The following is a 21123-nucleotide window of genomic DNA, read 5'->3' as shown; positions in this document are numbered from 1 at the left end:
AAGAACCAACTTGGCCGCCAAAAGCGATTAACCCAAAACCAGTAATTCCACTTCCCTGTTCAATGAGGCAACCCGATCAAGCACCAACAAGCGCCCTTTCTTTCCAACCAAAGCGCAAAACAATTTTGAATTGCCGAGGCAACTGCCAAGCCAAAATACTAATTGGCTAAGAACCTAAAAGCGACTTTAAGCTAGCTAAACAAGAAACCGACCGCCACGACCTGACAATGAAGCACCCCACGAACATTGGCATGTTTTACGGCCTGAGTGATTCAAGAAATTAAGCCGACAATGCGGATTTGCTGAGTCTACTAGGGACGAATTGCCAGAGGGATAAAGAACTAGAGCCTAAGACCTTTAAGCCTTTGAATTTCAAGTAAACATAACGCCCTGTTAAGGTGTGAGCAACGCAATACCGATGCCGCCGCATACCACCTTAAACACTAAAAGCAACGCATAGTAAAAATGCCACGCGTTGCGAATCACTCTTAAACAGTTTGTTATGTGGATGAAAATGCGGGATTAGAAGCAATCATATCAGTTTTCTTGGTGTCAAAGCAGAACTCTGCAATAAGCTCGGCTTCTCTCGTGAATTCGTAATCTAGAGACAAACCATTATCAAAGATAGCTCGACCTATTTCGCCCACGGTATAGCCATCCTCTAACTTCATCGGCTTTTTCACTCCAAAAGTCATTAGACTATTTGCCGCAAAAATCGACTTCTGTTGCTCGCTTAAATTCTGAGGCGAATCTATATTTTTTAATGCTCTTAAATCTTCGATATAAGTACTCGTAATGATATTGGATAGTTTCAAGAACTCCCTTGCACTAATATCTTTGAAACCACATGCAACAAACAGCTTACCTATTAAACTCGGTTTCTCATTGTCATCAGATTTGTCTATCAAATCTAATAGCAGCATGCCAGCCTCATCAACACCACCTTTTGTTGCCGATATTTCATCCATAACACGAACCCTTTCATCAAGGTTGAGCTCATGAATATTAAGGAAAAAGTTGTAGATCTTGTGTGCGTAGATTTGCCCTTGAATAGTTGAAAAAACATTGTATGTTTTAACAACGATGCCTAAACCTGGTATGCTTTCAAGAGCTTCTTTGGTAAAAACCTCCGAGATTCCCGCATCGCCGAGATCAATCGCAAGATCTTTCACCTGTTCAGATCTGATTGACTCTACAAGTGCGGCACCTACATTTTTTAATTTTGTCATATGGTTCCTCGCTACCTGATCATAAATCCATATTATATCAATGGGCATAACGCTTTGGTGTGACGATACACATAACGCCCTGTTAAGGGGTGAGCAACACAATACCAAAGCCGCTGCATACCACCTTAAACACTAAAACCAACGCATAGTGAAAATGCCACGCGTTGCGAATCCCTCTTGAACAGTTTGTTAGGCATTGGTTACCAGTGCCGCTGACTTTCTCAGGAATAGGGCCAATAACCCAAAAACTAACTCTGCAACTAAATAAACATACATTAGTGTATTAGGTTGACCGTCAAACAAGATACCAATTAGACGACCAAACGCCATAGATAACAATGTAATAGCTACAATGATTAAAGCCAAAGTGACATCTTGCTTAATCTTGAGGACGAGTATCAAAGCAAGACCGATTGCAAACTGGGCACCACCATACGTAGCCCTAAAATCAATAGTTGCTGAGGTAGAATTGGGGCTTGAGCCTGTCCATATCTACAGGGAACACAGCAAAGATAGCTCCGTAGAGCAAAAAGAATAGCGCAGTTAAGTAAACTAATAATTTCGACATACCTACTCCTTTAGGTTCGAAAAGATGCCTAACGCCCTGTTAAGGGGTGAGCAACGCAATACCGAAGCCGCCGCATACCACCTTAAACACTAAAACCAACGCATAGTAAAAATGCCACGCGTTGCGAATCCCTCTTGAACAGTTTGTTAGCAATATGACTCAGCCTTAAACACTGAACTCTTCTAACGCTAAAACTGCCGCTTCAGCCTTGCTACTTTGAACGAAAATATGGTCGTGATAATAAGCTGCAATTACATTAGCACTAATGCCCTTTGACGTGAGCTTACTCGCAACTGCTGCTGTAAGACCGACAGCTTCCAAGCTAGAGTGAACCGTCAAAGTGATTTGGCTATACGTACCATCAAACGACAAAGCAGCTTTCTCTGCGACTGACTTTGCAAGAACCAAAGTTAAGCCCTCAGATTCAACAAACGTAGCGACTGGATTTAACTGAACGTAGTCTGCAAGCTGACCTGAAACAGTACAAAATACAAACTCAGTTTCTACTAGTTTGGGACTCATCGAACGTAGCAGTTCGTCTAAATCTGTAATCCCTGACATATTGTTTCCTCTTATATTGCTAACGCCCAATTAACGTGTGAGCAACGCAGACACTGAACTAAACCACTGCGCCGTAAACACTAAATTCAACCCGAAGTGAGAGCGCCAAGCGTTGCGAATCACTGTTGAATTGTTTGTTATGTTTTACCACAAATACATGATTTACTTGAGAAAGAACTGCTATTTCTGACTAATTTTCTGAAGCAAACCACAAGGCAGAAACTAACTTGACCGCCAAAGGCGACCAACCTTAAACGTGTAATTCCACTTCCCTGCCCAATGAGGCAACCCGACCAAGAAACAACAAGTGCCCTTTCTTTCCAACCAAAGCGCAAAACAATGCTGAATTGCCGAGGCAACTGCCAAACCGAAATGCTATTTGGCTAAGAACCTCAAAGCGACTTTGAGCCAGTTAAACAAGAAGCTAGCCGCCACGACCTGACAATGAAGCAACCCGAGAACAATGGATGTTTTACGGGCTGAGAGATTAAAGAACTTAGACCGGCAATGCGGATTTGCTGAGTCTACTAGGGACGAATTGCCAGAGGGACAAAGAACTAGAGCCTAAGACCTTTAAGCCTTTGAAATACAAGTAAACATAACGCCCTGTTAAGGTGTGAGCAACGCAATACCGATGCTGCTGCATACCTCCTTAAACACTAAAACCAACGCATACCAAAAATGCCACGCGTTGCGAATCACTCTTAAACAGTTTGTTATGTTTGTTTGTACACATATAGCTGTTTAACAAGTGAACACATAAACTCTCGAACAGTTCGGCTATTTGCTTCACCAACGTCCAGATAAATGACTTTGTAATCATTCGAATATGCGAAATATATTGGACCTTTCTTTTTAGTATCAAAAGTTACAATAGGAAAAAGAGCTGAACGACTTGCGATTTCAATATCCGCTTCTTGTTTGAATAGTATTTGATTTTGCTTTCTTTTAGATTGTGTCGCGAACCTTTCAACCAGATTTTTTCTCAGTTCTTGCTCTTCACTAGAAATATAACGACCGACACCATAACCTGACATTCGCTGATACTCATCAGGGATCGAACTGTCCAGATAGCCAAAGTATGAATCTTCTTCAACGAAGCTCCCTATAGCTCGTTTGGCGTAGTTTTTAATCGCTTCACAACGTTCGGGCATTTGTAGAACTTCATACCTGCAATGTTTGGTGACGCAAAGCTGAAAATCTGCCTTAGGAAAATACTCTTCAAGGTCTATATTATGCTTCGCAAAGTAATCCCAAAGGTTATTGTCTATAAATACTTTCAATATGGCATCTCCAGCAGAAACATAACGCCTTGCTAAGGTGTGAGTAACGCAATACAAAAGCTACCGCACAGCGCCTTAATCACCATAAGCCACCGCAAAGTAAAAATGCCACGCGTTACGAATCACTCTTAAGCAATTTGTTAGTACATGCGCTACTTCTATTTATGCGCTCCAAGATATTGAAAAATGGCATGATATGAAAGGCTTTGAACACTGAAGTGAGACGGGCAGCTACAAAACTTAAAATCGATAGAGAGACGAGAGTTGGCTAGAAGAAAAACGCACTGAACTGCCCTACTTTCATTGGCTTCAAATTAGAAAAGGATTCTTTCCTCGTACTTCAACAGCCACACCCAAAATAATCAAGGTTCTCTCAAAAGCCACCACGAAAATGAAAAAGCGCCAAAGAAATAGGCTAAGAGTTAGAAACCGTAAACGGTGAAATCAAAGCGAACACTTCACATATAGTGCCACCGGAAAGAACGTGAAAAGCACTAACTGAAAGGTGTAAAGACGAGCGCCAAAACAGATAAACACCAAAGCTTATGACCTTTAATGCCAAACCCGTACTAACGCCGCATTAAGGTGTGAGCGGCGTTTGGCTATACTTGAGCGAAGCGAAAATGCCAAGCGTTGCGAATCACTCTTAAATGCTTTGTTAAGCAACTGTTCACACGAACGCACGAAAACCAAACACCAATACTGAGATAGTCCAAAAACCATAACCCATTAGAAACATTGGTGTAGATTTATAGATCGACTTTAAACCTAGTAAGTTTCTGTCAATCTCTTCTAGTTCATGTAATCTCGCCTTTTTGGTATCACCTTCAAGAACCGACTCTTCGATATCTCTACGAATATCTTTTAGAATACGAGCAAATGTAGTGTCGTAGTTTTGATCTTTGGCTACCTTCGACGAAAAAAAGATTAACACCAGAAGAATTGCTAACATTTGAACATAAACCTGATCTACACTCCAGCAACCTAATGTCGCAACAAAAAGCCATATAGCCTCAAGATTTAATGTGTTGTAGCGCGATGATATTTGAGACCTAAGATCATCAATTCTCACAATGAACTCTCGTCTAACTTCTTCCGACATTTCTTTAATCCCTTAAATCCAAATAAGTTGCTTAACGCCCTGCTAAGGGGTGAGCAACGCAATACAAAAGCCACCGCAAACCACCTTAATCACTAAATTCAACGCATAGTAAAAATGCCACGCGTTGCGAATCCCTCTTGAGCAGCTTGTTAGTCGCGAGGCACCGAGCGACAATTTTAAGCCGAACTAAACTTTGCGAACAACAAACTTTATGTGCTTTGATGCATTTAAGTCAGGCGTAGTCTCAAAGCGGCTACTCAATGAAACCACTTGGAACAAACAACGCCGTAGAAAACGGGCTGACAACACCAAAAGACGCTTTTGGAAAACCAATCTCACAGTGCGGACCTACAACAAAACCACTGAAACCACGTGGAATTTACCACACCAGAGAAAAATCATTTCAGCGAGTAAATCGGCTTTTGTATCGACAAACTCCCCGAGCGGAGTTGCAACCAAAAACAGACTCTCGATTGCCCTGCTCTGTCAGCATCAAAGAACAAAACAAGCGCTAGGACACTTGCAAAACTTTGGGCCTAGAACAGCAGAAACTGAGTTTTGATCATCGACGATGAATCTGTGTACCAAACAAACAGCTGCCAAATTTTGAGCTCAGCAACATGATTTTGATTGCTAGCTTTTTCTGGCGACTAACGCCAAATTAAGTAGTGAGCAACGCTGCCACCTACTTAAAGCATTGTGCCGTAAACACTAAAGCCGATTCAAACCAAAAGTGCCAAACGTTGCGAATCTGCTTGAATTTATTGTTAGGGCTTAGCTTGGGCTATTGACATACATATTGCTTAACATTAGATTGCAGTTGTCGAGCAGATACTAACTTCTATGATAGATAGCGAAATCTGTACGTCGCAGCAGTCAACTTGCTCAGTTTTCTGGATGCATTGGCAAATGAGCGAAACGTGACAGACCAACAAGTTTGTTGCTTCGATCAGTAAGCCAAAGGGGTGCTGCCCATGAAAGATATCAATCTATCTACTTTAATTTTATTCGTCCTTACTTTAGCCTTAGCAACTAGTGAACCTGACTTCACAACAGTTGAAATCATTCAACTCATAATGCTAATCGTACGAGAAATACCAAAACCAAGTTTGACGATTACTATAAATATTAATTCAGATTAATGTTCATGTGGCTCATACATATTTTGTGTGAGCCCTAACGCCCTGTTAAGGTGTGAGCAACGCAATACCGAAGCTCCCGCATACCACCTTAAACACCAAACATAACGCATAGTAAAAATGCCACGCGTTGCGAATCACTCTTAAACAGTTTGTTAGGATTTATGCCAAGGCACGCTCCAAAATAGCTTTGCTTGGGCATTGGATACCATTTCTAATTCTATTAACCTCTTTCTTATACGCTTTAGTGTTCGGTATGTTCTAAAATCAGAGCCAACGACAGCAGCAGTTAAGGTCATAGCTAGCATAATGAAGATACCAGCAACAGCATCAGCACTATTTTCTGAAAAGAAAGACGGAGCCCCAAGAATAACTGCGAACAGAAAGAGAAACATTGCTGCACAAAAAGAGTAAAGTATTTGCACTTTATCAATAAAATCAGTTTCGATATGTATTTTACCTTGAATAGGTTTCATAAAATGTTGAATTCGCTTTAGCTCCCTATTATCAGCTAAACCACGCATATAGACATCAATCAACATCTCACTTTTTTCTGGAGGAACCCTTATTCCAGAGGCTAAACGGAAAACTTCATTTTCTTTTAACCTTAGAAGATACTCACTTAGCGACGCTAATCTATTAAAATATCGCTTTATTACAACTTCCTCATAGAAACTAATTAAAGCGGTGACCATTTTGATGGTTGCGCCTAGCAATGATAACGTAAGGCAAAAACCAAATACCACCGGGTTATTTTGAACGATTTCTGGAACAGCAAAGTCCATTTTAACTCCTAAATCCTAACGCTCTGTTAAGGGGTGAGCAACGCAATACCGATGCCGACGCATACCACCTTAAGCACTAAAACCAACGCATAGTGAAAATGCCACGCGTTGCGAATCCCTCTTGAACAGTTTGTTAGAATTGCGTTTCAGTAAAAGTCTATCTAAGCACCCCATCACCAAACTCACTAAAGTCTTTAATTTCACTTAACCTAAAACGATGATTGAGAGAAAAACTCTCCCACCTTTCTTTGAACACAGGGTCTGCATATTCGTCATCGCTATTAATATTTTCCTTTACTAGCATTTTCTTTGTCAGATAATTAATGCTAGTTACTTCTTCAACTATTGGTCCTCTGTTAGCACTTGAATCATAACCAATCAACTCAAAATCTGAGCTTTGATAACGGAAATTGTAGCACCAGTACCCATAACGACCATGAGCAAAAAGTATATGAAGGTTCCCTTTTTCGATGCTAGTTAAGATATCAGGTTTAAAGTATACACCCCCATATTCGTCCTCCGAATAAAAACAACTTAGGTTCTCAACTATCACCTCGTATTTTTGCTTGTTTTTTAGAGCAATTACGAGACCTCTTTGATTGAGGTCTAATTCACCCCGAATTTCATCAATAATAATTTTTTTTGGATCAGTACCTTTGATGACTAAAACAACGTCCTCTTGACTATCTTTATTCAAATCACCATAAATCGTTTCAAGTACGATGTATCCATCAGGTGCCAATTGACGTATGGAACCATCCAACACAAGGTTATCTTGAGCAAAAGCACCCGTAGTCAAGGTGAAAGCAAGAGCTAAAAATACATTTTTCACTTTCCACTCCAATACTATTTCAGTAGTAATTCTAACGCCCAATTAAGGGGTGAACAACGCCTTCACCCAAACCTAAAGCATTGTGCCATAAACACTAAATTTGAAGTAGAAGCAAAAATGCCGAGCGTTGTGAATCCCTCTTAAATTGCTTGTTATGTGATTTCTTCAACTATGGCACCGACAGTCATTTTTTGAATTGCTTCCCCATATGCTGGTTTACATATGACTAAAATCTGTGGATCCAACTCAATGCCTCGATTTAAGGCTCTTTCAATTAAGGTGAAAATCCTATCAATTGAGGTGTTTACACAATGAAATATCACCATTTCATAGCGATAGTTAACTCTTAGTTCCGAAAGTTTTTGCAGATCACTTACCAGTTCATCAAGACTCAATGGTGAAGTCACTTTAACTTCAATAGCAACCAACTGATGATCTGTATTCCCGGGAGAATGGAAAAGAAAATCAGGCATTCGCCTACTTTGAAGTGGCAAAATTTCCAGTACTTGAGCCTCTTCATCGGGTACGATTGATTTTACTAATTCAGAATGTAAAAACACATTCTCAATTTGACCATATTGTCTTTCATAAGCATGCATTGCTACGCGAACAAAATGATAAAGCTCATAGCAATATACCCTTTCCGCATGACCAAAGTAACCATTACCAACCCGATCTATTGCATACTCAAGCCATTGTAGAAACAACCGAGAATTCATTTACTTACTCCAATCACATAACGCCCAATTAACGTGTGAGCAGCGCAGCCACTGAACTTAACCACTGCGCCGTAAACACTAAGCTCAACCCGAAGTGAGAGCGCCAAGCGTTGCGAATCACTGTTAAATTGTTTGTTATGTTTTACCACAAATACATGATTTACTTGAGAAAGGACTACTTTTTCTGACTAGTTTTCTGAAGTAAACCACAAGGCTGAAACCAACTTGACCGCCAAAGGCGACCAACCGAAAACAAGTAAGTCCACTTCCCTGCTCAATGAGGCAACCCGACTAAGTACCAAAGAGCGCCCTTTCTTTCCAACCAAAGCGCAAAACAATTACAAATTGCCGAGGCAACTGCCAAGCTGAAATGCTGATTGACTAAGAACCTAAAAGCGACTTTAAACCAGAGAGATTTAATCCTAGCCAACTCGACCTGACAATGAAGCAACCCACGAACATTGGCATGTTTTACGGGCTGAGAGATTCAAGAACTTAGACCGACAATGCGAATTTGCTGAGTCTACTCGGAACAAATTGCCAGAGGGACAAAGAACTAGAGCCTAAGACCTTTAAGCCTTTGAATTTCAAGTAAACATAACGCCCTGTTAAGGGGTGAGCAACGCAATACCAAAGCCGCTGCATACCACCTTAAACACTAAGACCAACGCATAGTGAAAATGCCACGCGTTGCGAATCCCTCTTGAACAGTTTGTTAGCTGCCACCTGCCGCCATTACCGTAGCCCCTACAAATACAGCAGGCACAACGACTGCAGAATCGATGATGATTGCAGCTGGTGTGGCAACTATTTTTTCTGCCGCTTCAGAAAAGGTAGATGGTTGTGCAATATTTATACGCCGACTCTTTTCTAGCTTTACTAGCGGGAAATCACCCTCTACCGTGAATCGCTTTCCTTTTACTTTTTCCGTAAGTCTAAATTCTCTTAGCAAAGCATCCTTTTTGAAGCCTAGCGACAAAAGTTGATTTTCTAATTCTGCGGTCGGCTCACCGCCTAGCAGTGTTAGCGATACAGTGCCAACAATTGTATTGTCTTTCCTTAGTTCAAATTCGTTACACGATGGGGAGAAATCTACTTCTCTAGATAAAGTAAGAGCATCTCCAAAATTTTTATTGATTTTGAAAAGATAAGCTGAACTAGAGGCGGTAACAAATAGCTCTCCGGAATCACTTTTTACGTAGAAGCCATCTATCATCTCTTGCTTATATTCAGGAGCCCAAAGAGCAGTTGTACATCCCGATAGAAATAACGCAACAAGTAATAAGAGTGTTTTCATAAAACTTCCATTTCCAAGCGTAATTAAGTTAAACAATATGGCAGCTAACGCCTTGCTAAGGTGTGAGTAACGCAATACAAAAGCTACCGCACAGCGCCTTAATCACATAAGCCACCGCAAAGTAAAAATGCCACGCGTTACGAATCACTCTTAAGCAATTTGTTAGTACATGCGCTACTTCTATTTATGTGCTCCAAGATATTGAAAAGTGGCATGATATGAAAGGCTTTGAACACTGAAGTGAGACGGGCAGCTACAAAACTTTACCCCGATTGTAAGACGGAAGTTGGCTAGAAGAAAAACGCACTGAACTGCCTACTTTCACTTGCTTCAAATTAGAAAAGGATTCGATCCTCGCACTTCGACGGCAACACCAAAGAAAGGCAATTTTGACTCAGTAAAAACCACGAAGGAGAAGAAGCGCTAAAGAAATAGGCTAAGAGTTAGAAACCGTAAACGGTGAAATCAAAGCAAACACTCCGCATATAGTGCCACCGGAAAGAACGTGAAAGGTACAAACTAAAAGGTGTAAAGACGAATGCCAAAACAGATAAACACCAAAACTTATGACCTTTGATGCCAACCCCGTACTAACGCCCAATTAAGTAGTGAGCAACGCTACCACCCAACCAAACCATTGTGCCGTAAACACTGATGCTGATTCAAACCCAAAATGCCGAGCGTTGCGAATCTGCTTAAATTGTTTGTTAGTTGCCTACCCAAAGACTTTACTTTGAAATTCATTGAGACTTTGCAAACACTGCCCTTTCCTGATTTGAGAAACCAAGTCAAGCGTAGTTTCAAAGCGACTGTCACTGAAACCACTTGGAATTTACAACGCCGCAGAAAACGAACCTTAAACACCAAAGAAAGCTTTTGGGAAGACTTAGCAACAGAGCAGACTTTCAACAATTGAATCAGCTTCTGAAACAGAAAACTCAGCGAAACACCAACCAAAACAACACTATCACCGATTCGAGAAGCAAAAAGGTGAAACACGGAAACCCAGCCAAAAACACACTAACATTAGCCATAAACTTGCTGATTTAGTTACTTTTTCTTCTTTGGCAACTAACGCCCAATTAAGGGGTGAGCAACGCCACCACCCAACCTAAAGCATTGTGCCATAAACACAAAATTGGAAGTAGAACCAAAAATGCCAAGCGTTGGGAATCCCTCTTAAATTGTTTGTTATAACCGTCTTTCCATGCGTAGAAGACCCCAAACCTCACCGTCGAAAGAGCGAGTACCATTTTCAACTAAAGCAACTAAAAAACCTAACGATTCATAGCAATTTTTAGCGATAGTATTACGTTCAAACACTGCCAGAGACAACAAGCTAGCACTGTATTCTTCTTTCGCTAGCTCTATGAGCTGACCAAGCATCAACTTGGAAATACCCTGCCCTCGAAATCGGTTCGAGACAAACACACGACAGATTCTGAAGTGTGATTCAGATACTTTGAAGAGTTCAACATAACCAGCACTCTCGCCTGAAACAACGAAAACAAAAGGAAAGACTTCTGGTTGCGAGCAATGCTTGCCTATTTGAGCGTAATCCAATGGAAACTCGAAGTTCGGACCACCCCATTGATAATTCAATTTATCCGTGTCGATCCAACCAATAAGCAAGTCATAATCTTCCTTTTCAAATGCTCTAAGTTCCATTGTTCCCTCTTAGGTTATAACGCCCTGCTAAGGGGTGAGCAACGCAATACCAAAGCCGCCGCATACCACCTTAATCACCAAATTGAACGCATAGTAAAAATGCCACGCGTTGCGAATCCCTCTTGAGCAGTTTGTTAGTTTGCAAACCCAAGGAGTTGATTTTACGTTATTTTAAATTTTGAAAACAATAAGCTTTATGTGCTTTGATGCATTTAAGTCAGGCTTAGTCTCAAAGCGGCAACTCAATGAAACCACTTGGAACAAACAACGTGGCAGAAACCGAACTCACAACACCAAAAAACGCTTTTGGAAAACCAATCTCACAGTGCGGACTTTCAACAAAGCCGCTGAAACCACGTGAACTTTCCACACCAGAGAAAACGCCATTTCAGCGAGTAAATCGGCTTTTGTACCAACAAACTCAACGAGCAGAGTTTCAGCAAAAAAGTTCGATTCAGTTAACCCCAAAGTCACTGTACCAAAGAACAAATCAACCGTTGAAACGATACCAATTTTGAGTTTACACCACGCAAGTTAACACTGAAGTTGAGTGCCGATACGACAATTTCGACTTTAAGCTTTTACCACTAAATCTTACGATATAGGCGCGTTTTTCCTCTTGCAAACTAACGCCTTGCTAAGGTGTGAGTAACGCAATACAAAAGCTACCGCACGGCGCCTTAAACACATAAGCCACCGCAAAGTAAAAATGCCACGCGTTACGAATCACTCTTAAGCAATTTGTTAGTACATGCGCTACTTCTATTTATGCGCTCCAAGATATTGAAAAGTGGCATGATATGAAAGGCTTTGAACACTGAAGTGAGACGGGCAGCTACAAAACTTTACCCCGATTGAAAGACGAAAGTTGGCTAGAAGAAAAACGCACTGAACTGCCCTACTTTCACTAGCTTCAAATTAGAAAAGGATTCTTTCCTCGTACTTCTACAGCCACACCAAAAGTAATCAAGGTGATCTCAAAAGTCACCACGAAAATGAAGAAGCGCCAAAGAAATAGACTAAGAGTTAGAAGCCGTAAACGGTGAAATCAAAGCAAACACTCCGCATATAGTGCCACCGGAAAGAACGTGAAAGGTACAAACTGTAAGGTGTAAATACGAGCACCAAAACAGATAAACACCAAAACTTATAACCTTTGATGTCAAACCCGTACTAACGCCCTGTTAAGGTGTGAGTAACGCAATACCGAAGCTACCGCATACCACCTTAAACACTAAAACCAGCGCATAGTAAAAATGCCACGCGTTGCGAATCACTCTTAAACAGTTTGTTATATTAATTTTTCTTGCAGAATACCATCGTCAACGAAATAGCACCTTTCAATGACTTCCTCTAGACTGGTACCACGGCTACAAACATAAATTTTGTTGATACCATCGTGTTTTTCAATGCGAACATCACCATGGTCACCACCAAACTCCCCTCCAGGGAACAAATTTAAGAAATGCCCATCAGAGACTTTAAAAACTTTTACTCCTCTAGAGTGAGCACCACAATGAAAAATCATAATGACTTCATTGTGACCATCGTTGTCAATATCCACTTCTTGAAACGAAAAACTAAAAGCTCCATCTAATGACATTATCGTGTGAGGGCTTAAATTATCAGTTTGATGGATTACTTGCTTTTTCGTTGTTGGTGCATCTCCATCCCAAACCGCCATTACGGATATAGTGTGTTTTTGGGCATTTCCATTTACTAATGCATCGAACTTAAACATAGCTTCGGGCGTTAGTTTACTCTTTCGGATCTCCAACCTTTTTTGAAACTTTTTCAGCGGTGATTTCTTATTCTTGTTGCCGCCCCAGTCAGAAGAAAGCAATGAAATCAATGACCCCATAGCAACAATCCAAGGCTCATAACTGTACGCATCCGATACAATCCATCCAATTGATGCGATAAAAGTAACAACTAAGAAAAAACCTATAACTTTCTTCAAATCCGACCTCGAAAATTAATTGGTGTACCCCACGAAAAGTAGACAGTACATAACTACATACTTTCGTACTCAACTGGGCTGATGTGCCCCAACGCTGAGTGTCTTCTTCTGCGATTGTAAAATACCTCGATGTATTCGAAGATGCCCATTCGGGCTTCTTCGACAGTTTGATAGTCTTCTGCGTATATCAGTTCGACTTTCAGTCGACTGTAGAACGACTCCATCACCGCATTATCCCAACAATTGCCCTGCCGACTCATGCTCGGTACACCTCCATGCTTGCGCATGAAGTCTTGATATTTATATGCTCTGTATTGTACACCACGGTCCGAATGGATGATGACGCCCTTAGGCGGCTTACGTGATTCAAACGCCATTTTTAGGGCATTGGTGATGAGCTCGACGGTCATCGTTGTCCCTAGCGACCAACCCACAATACGCCTTGAGTGCAAGTCCATCACTGTCGCCAAGAAGAGCCAACGGCTCTTCACCCAGATATACGTGATGTCCGTAACCCACTTCTGATTTGGTGTCTCAGATTCAAAGTCTCTACGCAGTAAATTGTCAACAACATTCGTCATCGCAGCCACATCCTTGCTGTATTTAAACCCTTTACCATTACGTGCCCTGATACCTTTTTCTTTCATGATATCAGCCACATAATTCACGCAGCAGGCATAGCCTGCTTCGTTTAGCTCTTCTGCTATTCGCACTGAACCGTAACGTGCCCGATATTGGGCAAAGGTACACATCACTAGCTTTTCAAAGCGCTCTCGCCGCTTTGAACGCTCACTCGGCGTATGATGGCACCACTTGTAGTAACCGCCTCGACTCACGTCTAAGGTGCGACACATTAAGCTAATGGAATACTCACCAACATAGCTTTCAATGAACTCGTACTTCACTCTTGCTGCTTCGCGAAGTACGCCGAGACCTTTTTTAGAAATTCCATTTCATCTTTGAGTCGCTTGTTCTCGCGCCTTAGCGCTCGAAGCTCTTCGGACTCTTTCTTCGAGTAATCGACACCATCTAAGGTGTTAAACTGTTTATCAGATAGGCGTGTGAACTGGCGCTTCCAGTTTCGGATCTGCTGGGCACTGATGCCCAGCTCCTTGGCAACGGAGACCGCTGTTCGGCCAGGAAGACTGGCCAAGCGGACTGCTTCTTTGCGAAACTCTTCGGTGTACGCTGGATTACGATGTTTAGCCATAAATCACCTCTCAATTAGACCCTAGATCTAACTTAGTAAAGTGTCTACTAAACGTGGGGTACTCGGTAATATAACGCCCAATTAAGGGGTGAACAACGCTTCCACCCAAACCTAAAGCATTGTGCCATAAACACTAAATTTGAAGTAGAAGCAAAAATGCCAAGCGTTGTGAATCCCTCTTAAATTGCTTGTTATATGCGATTCGCGGATATTAGCCCTTTTGCAAAAAACTCCAACTGTCCATTCTTTGGGTTCCTAATAAACTCTTCTACAGCCTCTAAGGGAAAAGATTGCTGATTATCGATACTAAGTGCCATGTTGTTGCTAATTGTGCTTTTTATCCACTCGCCGCCAGCTTCACTTATTACGATTTCACCAAGATAAACAGCTATCAGGTATCTAGCACCTGAAGTTGCCTCTTCATCATTTTCATTTACAACAGAAGTTAGGACCTCTTCTAGCGTTGATATCGAATCTAGATCTTTCGATAAATGTCCGCCCATCAAAGACACTAATTCTTCAAGGTGCTCGCACGTATCTTGTATATGTTTTTCAAATTCCAACGCTTAGTCCTCCATTGCATATAACGCCAAATTAAGTAGTGAGCAACGCTACCACTTACCTAAATAATTGTGCCGTAAACACTAAAGCCGATTCAAACCGAAAGTGCCAAGCGTTGCGAATCTGCTTGAATTTATTGTTAGTTTTTACTATTTCCACTGAGCTCAGCAATGATTTCATCTGGCGTGACAATACGTGCCAACAAGTGAGTTATGTCCGGGTCTTCAATAGGTTCAAGAGCATAAACTGGTTTGCCTAGACCTAAAGCATAACCGATATCCATTGCTACACTTTTTCCGACGTAACCACCAAAATTTAGAATATAGGTAATGTCGGCTTCTCCAATGCGCTGCAAGCAACCATCAATGCCACTAGCTTGAAGGGGCTCAGAGATAGTAGTTTCAATACCTGCACTGACCAAAGTTTCTCGTATAGCCTGCATCTTTTCTAGATTCTTGAAACTACCAGCAACATAGACAGATTTACTCATACAGCTTCCCTATTTTTGCGTAAATTTTGATGTAAACACTAACGCCCTGTTAAGGGGTGAGCAACGCAATACCGAACCCGCCGTAGAGCACCTTAAACACTAAAACCAACGCATAGTGAAAATGCCACGCGTTGCGAATCCCTCTTAAACAGTTTGTTAGCCTTCTGGTTACACCCAATCGTGATGCTGCAATGCTTCAAGAATAAATGCCAACAATAAAGACAAGCCGTGGTTTGAATTTGACAACCCTAACTTCCTGCGCTCACGTCCTTGAAGCCCACCTGCAATACTATTTATTACCTGATGGAAACCTACATGTTGATCAGAGCCAGCTTCAAACAAACTAAAATCGAATTCACCAGGCAATTTCGAATCTAAAAATTCAAATAGCTGACCTTGCTCTAGAGCCGTGTAAAGTTCATCAAATGAGACACTCTCTAGGTGACCCTTGGCAATTGCCGAGTTCACATAGAACCCTACAAAAGATAATGTACTAATTCTCGGTTTTATATCTGACATAATGTTTCCTTTCGTCTAGTTTATTTAATTCGAAAAATTCATTAAGAAGGCTAACGCCCAATTAAGTTGTGAGCAACGCTGCCACTTTACTAAAGCACTGCACTGTAATCACCAAACAAGTTGAAACCGAAAGTGCCGAGCGTTGCGAATCAGCTTGAATTGCTTGTTATATGCGTGCTAACTGGTGGCACTGTTTAGTTGCAACAAGTCCCACTTAGTACCATACAAGTCTTGGAACACTACAACTGTACCGTATTCTTCGACTCGTGGTTCTTCTAGAAATACGACACCATTTGATTTCATGAGTTCGTAGTCACGCCAGAAATCATTGGTTTGGAGAAACAAGAAGACTCGACCACCAGTCTAATTACCCACAAATTGAGATTGTTCCTCTGTGCTCGCTTGAGCAAGAAGCAGATTTGTACCATTTGAATTTGGAGGAGAAACTTGAACCCAACGCTTACCACCACCTAAATCAGTATCTTCGACCAAAGTAAATTGAAGTTTTTGGGTATAGAACTCAATAGCGTCATCGTAGTTTTCAACGACTAAAGCTATATTACCGATTTGCTGCTGAACTGGCTTAGACATACGTAAATCCAACGACCTTAAAACACTGATACTACCCTACTTTTACCGACTTTCCGAGAGAGCATATAACGCCGCATTAAGGTGTGAGCAACGCTACCACGAAACCCAACCATACCAGCGTAAACACAAAACCCAACGATGGAATGAAAAATGCCAAGCGTTGGGAATCACTCTTAAATGCTTTGTTAGTTGCCTACCCAAAGACTTTACTTTGAAATTCATTGAGACTTTGCAAACACTGCCCTTTCCTGATTTGAGAAACCAAGTCAAGCGCAGTTTCAAAGCGACTGTCACTGAAACCACTTGAAATTTACAACGCCGCAGAAAACGAACCTTAAACACCAAAGAAAGCTTTTGGGAAGACTTAGCAACAGAGCAGACTTTCAACAATTGAATCAGATTCTGAAACAGAAAATCCAGCGAAACACCAACCAAAACAACACTATCACCGATTCGAGAAGCAAAAAGGTGAAACACGGAAACCCAGCCAAAAACACACTAACATTAGCCATAAACTTGCTGATTTAGTTACTTTTTCTTCTTTGGCAACTAACGCCAAATTAAGGTGTGAACAACGCTAACCACCCGAGTTAAAGCATTGTGCCATAAACACTAAACTGGCTTGAAGTGAAAGCGCCAAGCGTTGTGAATCACTCTTAAATTTATTGTTATGTGAATTTTGTTACGCGCCTAAAAGAGGTAATTTTTTACGCTGCTGATAGGTCAAAGCCAATTCTAAACAGGACTTAATCACTCTTTCTGGCATCGGTTTCGATAAGGACAGAACTATTGCTCTATTTCCCTGAAACACCAGTTCTTCACCATACAATTCCCGGAATGTATCGACGAGTTTGGTTTGGCAATTAAAGAAAAGGTAATAGTTGTTAGGAGACTTGAGTTTCCAGTCCATTCTTAGCGGACTGCCTGTTTTCACATTGTAGCTTGGTTCTCCCCATTTTAGAGTTTCTTCGATTTCACCAAGTTCCAACTCAGATGCTATTTGAAAGACTAGATTTCGTAGCTCCGCTAACCTAACACGAGCATTCTCTGGGTATTCATCGAAGCGTTCTTTGACTACCTTGTTCATTAGAATCTCCTATTCACATAACGCCAAATTAAGTAGTGAGTAACGCTACCACCTACCTAAAGCATTGTGCCGTAAACACTAAAGCTGATTCAAACCAAAAGTGCCCAGCGTTACGAATCTGCTTAAATTTATTGTTATACAAACAATTAAAGTTTATCGACAAGCTTCTTTAAATGGTTCTTAGCCAACTCATGATTTCCACGACTCATCCACTTGATACAATCAAAAAGCTCCCAAGTAAGACCTTCATCACCATTCGTATAAGCAGGAAAGTCCTCATGCTTTGGAGCTGGTTCATCTGTTACCCTTTGCTCGATGATGCCCGTTTTATCGAATAGCACTTTAAACGGCTTTGAAATACTGAACGATTCACTCAGGTCTAAGCAGTGAATTTCAGCACTCGTTAAATCATCGAAGATGTACTTTTTAAAGTAAGCATTATCATTGTGGAAACCATCAAGTAGGTAGAATATTTCCTTGTCGTACTCAAAAGCTGAGAAGCACTCATTTGCAGACTTATGGAAGTTGTTCTTAGTGAAAACAATAATATCTGCATCCGAAACACGATCACCTTTCCCAGCGGCCAATGAGCCTAATAACACCGCCGCTACTACGTCATTTTCCGAAATAAACGCTGAGCACACAGATCGAACTAACTCACTTTGGAGGGGAAGATGCTCCAAATCTAGCTTTTCTGAACTCAAAACCACCTCCGTTTGTATAACGCCCTGCTAAGGGGTGAGCAACGCAATACCGATGCCGCTGCATACCACCTTAATCACTAAATTCAACGCATAGTAAAAATGCCACGCGTTGCGAATCCCTCTTGAGCAGTTTGTTAGTCGCGAGGCACCGAGCGACAATTTTAAGCCGAACTAAATTTTGCAAACAACAAATTTTATGTGCTTGATGCACTTAAGTCAGGCGTAGTCTCAAAGCGGCTATTCAATGAAACCACTTGGAACAACCAGCGCCACTGAAAACGGACTGGCAACACCAACAAGCGCTTTTGGAAAACCAATCTCACAGTGCGGACTTTCAACAAAGTTACTGAAACCACGTGGAACTAACCACACCAGAGAAAACGTCATTTCAGCGAGTAAATCGGCTTTTGTACCAACAAACTCACCGAGCGGAGTTGCAACCAAAAACAGACTCTCGATTGCCCTGCTCTGTCAGCACCAAAGAACAAAACAAGCGCTAGGACACTTGCAAAACTTTGGACTTAGAACAGCAGAAACTGAGTTTTGACCATCGACGATGAATCTGTGTACCAAACAAACAGCTGCCAAATTTTGAGCTCAGAAACATGATTTTGATTGCTAGCTTTTTCTGGCGACTAACGCCGCATTAAGGTGTGAGCGACGCTTGGCTATACTTGAGCGGAGCGAAACTGCCAAGCGTTGCGAATCACTCTTAAATGCTTTGTTATATTTTTTTTCGCACTAAGCTCCAGCCTACTTTTTCCATTTGATATATATGTACTTCCGGATACTTTTCTTTAGCGAGAAGAGAGCAAGAATGGACGATTTCAGGGTCAGCTTTAACACCAAAAATGATTTCACATACTTCACCAGTATCAAATGATATAGTATTGACACCCCCATTCTGACTAATATCAGTAGAGTCACACCTTAGAACTAGTCTATGCTCTTTTTCGTAGTTCCATTCATTTTTCTTAAAGAAGAAATATGACGTAAAAAACTTTAAGGTTGAAGACGTCAATGCATTAACGACCAGTTTTTCACGATTATCACTAACATGTGCATCCTGCTCTTTAATCAGATATTTAACTAATACTTCAAGCAATTTAGACGAGAATTCTTTGAACTTTTTTCTTCCATTTTTATAATCGACTGATTTTGCATTTTTAACAAATCCTTTATCTTCGAACTTTTTGAATCCAATTACCGCACCTTTATGGTCATCCGCATAATGAGACCACATTAAAATGTTATTGGGATCTTCAGTAAGTGACAAAACCCTGAATTGCGCAATAAGCTCTTCCCAAGCGGATCCTAGTTCTTTAGACAATGGCTCCAACTCTGATTTGAGCTCACTAATATCTCTGTCGATCTCTGAGGAAAGATCACTTATTTCGTGCTTAGGAATACCAGAGTTCTTAGTAAATATTTTTTTCAATAGTTTAGAGTCAACTTCAAACTCAGGGACATTGCAGTCCAAGGATCATTAAACTCCGACGGATTCGTAATTTTTATAGATGAATTACGAAGAATAATTTCAATAGAGTCTGGTGTAACGTATTTATATAGTTGTTTCATTATAGTCCTTTAAAATATAACGCTTTCTATACGGCCTTCAGCCACCTTTCAGGCACGCTACCGCCTTCTTTCATTCAAAAAGAAAGTATGCATGCTAGCACTTATCTTTATGAAACAAATAGAAAATCAGTATGAATCTGTGTGCTCACACACGCAATTAGACGGTGCATTGGCGCCTAATTGTTCATAAGGGGCTAAGTTAAAAAACTGTATAAACAACCAGTCAAATTATAACTATGAAAAGTCAGTTTTTACTGAGTGTTAAAGAGCATATGATCTCGCGTCACTATGCGAAGAAAACCATTGAAACCTACCTGTTTTGGATAAAGCGTTATATCATCTTCCACCAGCTTGCCCACCCTTCCAAGCTCTCTGAAGACGATGTCGAACGCTTTCTTAGTCACCTCGCTATTGATGAAAAAGTTGCAGTCAAAACACAGGCACTTGCGTTAAACGCCATCTCATTTTTGTATCGAGAGTACTTCCAGATGCCACTCTCATTGAATATGAGGTTTCAAAAATCACTCACTGAGAAAAAGCTACCTGTTGTGCTAACAAGAGACGAAGTACGCCGATTTGTTCAACATATTGACCCGAAATACAAACTCCACATCCAGCTTTTATATGGTTCTGGCTTGCGAATCATGGAGTGCTTACGATTAAGGATCCAAGATATTGACTACGACTATGGTGCGCTCAGAGTATGGCAAGGAAAAGGTGGTAAAAATAGAACGGTCACATTAGCCAAAGAGTTACATGAACCACTCAAAGCACAAGTCAGTTTAGCGAGAGATTATTATCAGAAAGACCGTCACATGGGCGGTTATGCCGGTGTTTATATCTCTGATGGGCTACGTCGGAAGTACCCCGGTGCTGAATTGGACTTTAATTGGCACTTTCTCTTTCCATCAACCAAGTTAAGCGTTGATAAAGATACCGGCGAGTTTCGGCGTCACCATATCAATGAGAGCGCAATACAGAGGGCTGTTAAACGAGCAGCAAAAGATGCAGGAATTGAAAAGTCAGTGACTTGCCATACTCTGAGACACAGTTTCGCGACTCACCTTCTAGAATCTGGCGCTGATATTAGAACCGTTCAGGAACAGCTAGGACATACTGATGTGAAAACGACTCAGATCTACACGCACGTCATCGAGCGCGGTGCCGGAGGAGTCTTGAGTCCATTATCTAGCTTATGAAAAAGAAAAAGCCACCGAGTGACAGTAAGTACTCCGGTGGC

21 protein-coding genes and 5 pseudogenes are annotated in these 21123 nt (G+C 41.2%); 2 read left to right on the top strand and 24 right to left on the bottom strand.

Going from position 1 to position 21123, the window contains the following annotated elements:
- Nucleotides 1-500 precede the first annotated feature (500 nt).
- The 23 genes and pseudogenes from KJB05_RS07495 to KJB05_RS07345 all read right to left on the bottom strand — a co-directional run bounded on the left by KJB05_RS07495 (nucleotide 501) and on the right by KJB05_RS07345 (nucleotide 18305).
- Nucleotides 501-1229, bottom strand: a complete 729-nt coding sequence (locus KJB05_RS07495) for a hypothetical protein (RefSeq protein ID WP_208446519.1) — start codon at nucleotides 1227-1229, stop codon at nucleotides 501-503.
- Nucleotides 1230-1311: 82 nt separating this feature from the next.
- Nucleotides 1312-1426: pseudogene (locus tag KJB05_RS07490) on the bottom strand (DUF3265 domain-containing protein).
- Nucleotides 1419-1682, bottom strand: a complete 264-nt coding sequence (locus tag KJB05_RS07485; protein WP_244868324.1) for a DUF4345 family protein — start codon at nucleotides 1680-1682, stop codon at nucleotides 1419-1421. The pseudogene KJB05_RS07490 and the gene KJB05_RS07485 overlap by 8 nt, the downstream one beginning before the upstream one ends.
- A gap of 154 nt (nucleotides 1683-1836) precedes the next feature.
- Nucleotides 1837-1960 (bottom strand): annotated as a pseudogene (locus KJB05_RS07480) (DUF3265 domain-containing protein).
- A 2-nt stretch (nucleotides 1961-1962) separates the two neighbouring features.
- Nucleotides 1963-2358 (bottom strand): ACT domain-containing protein, encoded by a 396-nt coding sequence (locus tag KJB05_RS07475; protein WP_208446469.1) that lies wholly within the window; start codon nucleotides 2356-2358, stop codon nucleotides 1963-1965.
- A 609-nt stretch (nucleotides 2359-2967) separates the two neighbouring features.
- A pseudogene (locus KJB05_RS07470) lies at nucleotides 2968-3094 on the bottom strand (DUF3265 domain-containing protein).
- Complete coding sequence (locus KJB05_RS07465; protein ID WP_208446471.1) at nucleotides 3075-3641, bottom strand: hypothetical protein; 567 nt, start codon at nucleotides 3639-3641, stop codon at nucleotides 3075-3077. The pseudogene KJB05_RS07470 and the gene KJB05_RS07465 overlap by 20 nt, the downstream one beginning before the upstream one ends.
- A gap of 670 nt (nucleotides 3642-4311) precedes the next feature.
- Nucleotides 4312-4743, bottom strand: a complete 432-nt coding sequence (locus KJB05_RS07460; RefSeq protein ID WP_053340749.1) for a hypothetical protein — start codon at nucleotides 4741-4743, stop codon at nucleotides 4312-4314.
- A gap of 1294 nt (nucleotides 4744-6037) precedes the next feature.
- Nucleotides 6038-6667: a hypothetical protein gene (locus KJB05_RS07445; RefSeq protein WP_208446473.1), complete on the bottom strand. Its 630-nt coding sequence runs from the start codon at nucleotides 6665-6667 to the stop codon at nucleotides 6038-6040.
- Between the two features lie 157 nt (nucleotides 6668-6824).
- Nucleotides 6825-7499 carry a hypothetical protein gene (locus KJB05_RS07435; RefSeq protein WP_208446544.1) on the bottom strand — a complete coding sequence of 225 codons (675 nt, stop codon included), beginning with the start codon at nucleotides 7497-7499 and terminating at the stop codon, nucleotides 6825-6827.
- Between the two features lie 152 nt (nucleotides 7500-7651).
- Nucleotides 7652-8218 (bottom strand): hypothetical protein, encoded by a 567-nt coding sequence (locus KJB05_RS07430; protein ID WP_038887977.1) that lies wholly within the window; start codon nucleotides 8216-8218, stop codon nucleotides 7652-7654.
- Nucleotides 8219-8933: 715 nt separating this feature from the next.
- Nucleotides 8934-9515, bottom strand: coding sequence for a hypothetical protein (locus KJB05_RS07420; protein ID WP_213053107.1), 582 nt, complete (start codon nucleotides 9513-9515; stop codon nucleotides 8934-8936).
- 1191 nt (nucleotides 9516-10706) lie between these two features.
- Nucleotides 10707-11183, bottom strand: coding sequence for a GNAT family N-acetyltransferase (locus KJB05_RS07410; RefSeq protein ID WP_208446407.1), 477 nt, complete (start codon nucleotides 11181-11183; stop codon nucleotides 10707-10709).
- A gap of 1184 nt (nucleotides 11184-12367) precedes the next feature.
- Nucleotides 12368-12470, bottom strand: a pseudogene (locus tag KJB05_RS07395) (DUF3265 domain-containing protein).
- Nucleotides 12471-12474: 4 nt separating this feature from the next.
- Entirely contained in the window at nucleotides 12475-13143 is a 669-nt protein-coding gene (locus KJB05_RS07390) for a hypothetical protein (RefSeq protein WP_208446406.1), read from the bottom strand.
- 53 nt (nucleotides 13144-13196) lie between these two features.
- Nucleotides 13197-14048, bottom strand: a complete 852-nt coding sequence (locus KJB05_RS07385; RefSeq protein WP_208446405.1) for an IS3 family transposase — start codon at nucleotides 14046-14048, stop codon at nucleotides 13197-13199.
- Nucleotides 14045-14353 carry a transposase gene (locus tag KJB05_RS07380; protein ID WP_004413754.1) on the bottom strand — a complete coding sequence of 103 codons (309 nt, stop codon included), beginning with the start codon at nucleotides 14351-14353 and terminating at the stop codon, nucleotides 14045-14047. Before KJB05_RS07380 ends, KJB05_RS07385 begins: the two co-directional genes overlap by 4 nt.
- A gap of 191 nt (nucleotides 14354-14544) precedes the next feature.
- Nucleotides 14545-14916: a hypothetical protein gene (locus KJB05_RS07375; RefSeq protein WP_208446404.1), complete on the bottom strand. Its 372-nt coding sequence runs from the start codon at nucleotides 14914-14916 to the stop codon at nucleotides 14545-14547.
- A gap of 137 nt (nucleotides 14917-15053) precedes the next feature.
- Nucleotides 15054-15404, bottom strand: a complete 351-nt coding sequence (locus KJB05_RS07370; RefSeq protein WP_208446403.1) for a nucleotide pyrophosphohydrolase — start codon at nucleotides 15402-15404, stop codon at nucleotides 15054-15056.
- Between the two features lie 168 nt (nucleotides 15405-15572).
- Nucleotides 15573-15923: a hypothetical protein gene (locus KJB05_RS07360; protein WP_208446402.1), complete on the bottom strand. Its 351-nt coding sequence runs from the start codon at nucleotides 15921-15923 to the stop codon at nucleotides 15573-15575.
- Nucleotides 15924-16100: 177 nt separating this feature from the next.
- Nucleotides 16101-16514: pseudogene (locus KJB05_RS07355) on the bottom strand (VOC family protein).
- 682 nt (nucleotides 16515-17196) lie between these two features.
- On the bottom strand, nucleotides 17197-17601 hold the full coding sequence (locus KJB05_RS07350; RefSeq protein WP_208446401.1) for a DUF1801 domain-containing protein: 405 nt from the start codon (nucleotides 17599-17601) through the stop codon (nucleotides 17197-17199).
- A 146-nt stretch (nucleotides 17602-17747) separates the two neighbouring features.
- Entirely contained in the window at nucleotides 17748-18305 is a 558-nt protein-coding gene (locus KJB05_RS07345) for a nucleotidyltransferase domain-containing protein (protein ID WP_208446400.1), read from the bottom strand.
- A 244-nt stretch (nucleotides 18306-18549) separates the two neighbouring features.
- Here KJB05_RS07345 and KJB05_RS28540 point away from each other — a divergent pair, with 244 nt between their 5' ends.
- Complete coding sequence (locus tag KJB05_RS28540) at nucleotides 18550-18852, top strand: hypothetical protein (protein WP_244143002.1); 303 nt, start codon at nucleotides 18550-18552, stop codon at nucleotides 18850-18852.
- Between the two features lie 177 nt (nucleotides 18853-19029).
- On the opposite strand, the gene KJB05_RS07330 is transcribed toward KJB05_RS28540, so the two are convergent.
- Complete coding sequence (locus KJB05_RS07330; protein ID WP_213053106.1) at nucleotides 19030-19785, bottom strand: DUF2971 domain-containing protein; 756 nt, start codon at nucleotides 19783-19785, stop codon at nucleotides 19030-19032.
- Nucleotides 19786-20119: 334 nt separating this feature from the next.
- On the opposite strand from KJB05_RS07330, the gene KJB05_RS07325 reads away from it, so the two are divergent.
- A complete protein-coding gene (locus KJB05_RS07325) occupies nucleotides 20120-21082 on the top strand; it encodes an integron integrase (RefSeq protein ID WP_208445138.1) in 963 nt (320 codons plus the stop codon).
- The last annotated feature ends 41 nt before the right edge of the window (nucleotides 21083-21123 follow it).

It is taken from the genome of Vibrio sp. B1ASS3 (genome assembly GCF_905175355.1).
Taxonomy (GTDB): Bacteria; Pseudomonadota; Gammaproteobacteria; order Enterobacterales; family Vibrionaceae; genus Vibrio; species Vibrio owensii.
The sequence above is the reverse complement of the archived record's forward strand: the minus strand, read 5'-3'. Positions and strand labels throughout refer to the sequence as shown.

Excerpts from the sequence above, each read along its gene's own strand:
- KJB05_RS07325 (WP_208445138.1), top strand. The coding sequence starts at position 20,120 with ATGAAAAGTCAGTTTTTACTGAGTGTTAAAGAGCATATGATCTCGCGT.
- KJB05_RS07475 (WP_208446469.1), bottom strand. The coding sequence starts at position 2,358 with ATGTCAGGGATTACAGATTTAGACGAACTGCTACGTTCGATGAGTCCC.
- KJB05_RS07360 (WP_208446402.1), bottom strand. The coding sequence starts at position 15,923 with ATGTCAGATATAAAACCGAGAATTAGTACATTATCTTTTGTAGGGTTC.
- KJB05_RS07410 (WP_208446407.1), bottom strand. The coding sequence starts at position 11,183 with ATGGAACTTAGAGCATTTGAAAAGGAAGATTATGACTTGCTTATTGGT.
- KJB05_RS07460 (WP_053340749.1), bottom strand. The coding sequence starts at position 4,743 with ATGTCGGAAGAAGTTAGACGAGAGTTCATTGTGAGAATTGATGATCTT.
- KJB05_RS07380 (WP_004413754.1), bottom strand. The coding sequence starts at position 14,353 with ATGGCTAAACATCGTAATCCAGCGTACACCGAAGAGTTTCGCAAAGAA.
- KJB05_RS07370 (WP_208446403.1), bottom strand. The coding sequence starts at position 15,404 with ATGAGTAAATCTGTCTATGTTGCTGGTAGTTTCAAGAATCTAGAAAAG.
- KJB05_RS07420 (WP_213053107.1), bottom strand. The coding sequence starts at position 9,515 with ATGAAAACACTCTTATTACTTGTTGCGTTATTTCTATCGGGATGTACA.
- KJB05_RS28540 (WP_244143002.1), top strand. The coding sequence starts at position 18,550 with ATGAAACCACTTGGAACAACCAGCGCCACTGAAAACGGACTGGCAACA.
- KJB05_RS07430 (WP_038887977.1), bottom strand. The coding sequence starts at position 8,218 with ATGAATTCTCGGTTGTTTCTACAATGGCTTGAGTATGCAATAGATCGG.
- KJB05_RS07495 (WP_208446519.1), bottom strand. The coding sequence starts at position 1,229 with ATGACAAAATTAAAAAATGTAGGTGCCGCACTTGTAGAGTCAATCAGA.
- KJB05_RS07350 (WP_208446401.1), bottom strand. The coding sequence starts at position 17,601 with ATGAACAAGGTAGTCAAAGAACGCTTCGATGAATACCCAGAGAATGCT.
- KJB05_RS07445 (WP_208446473.1), bottom strand. The coding sequence starts at position 6,667 with ATGGACTTTGCTGTTCCAGAAATCGTTCAAAATAACCCGGTGGTATTT.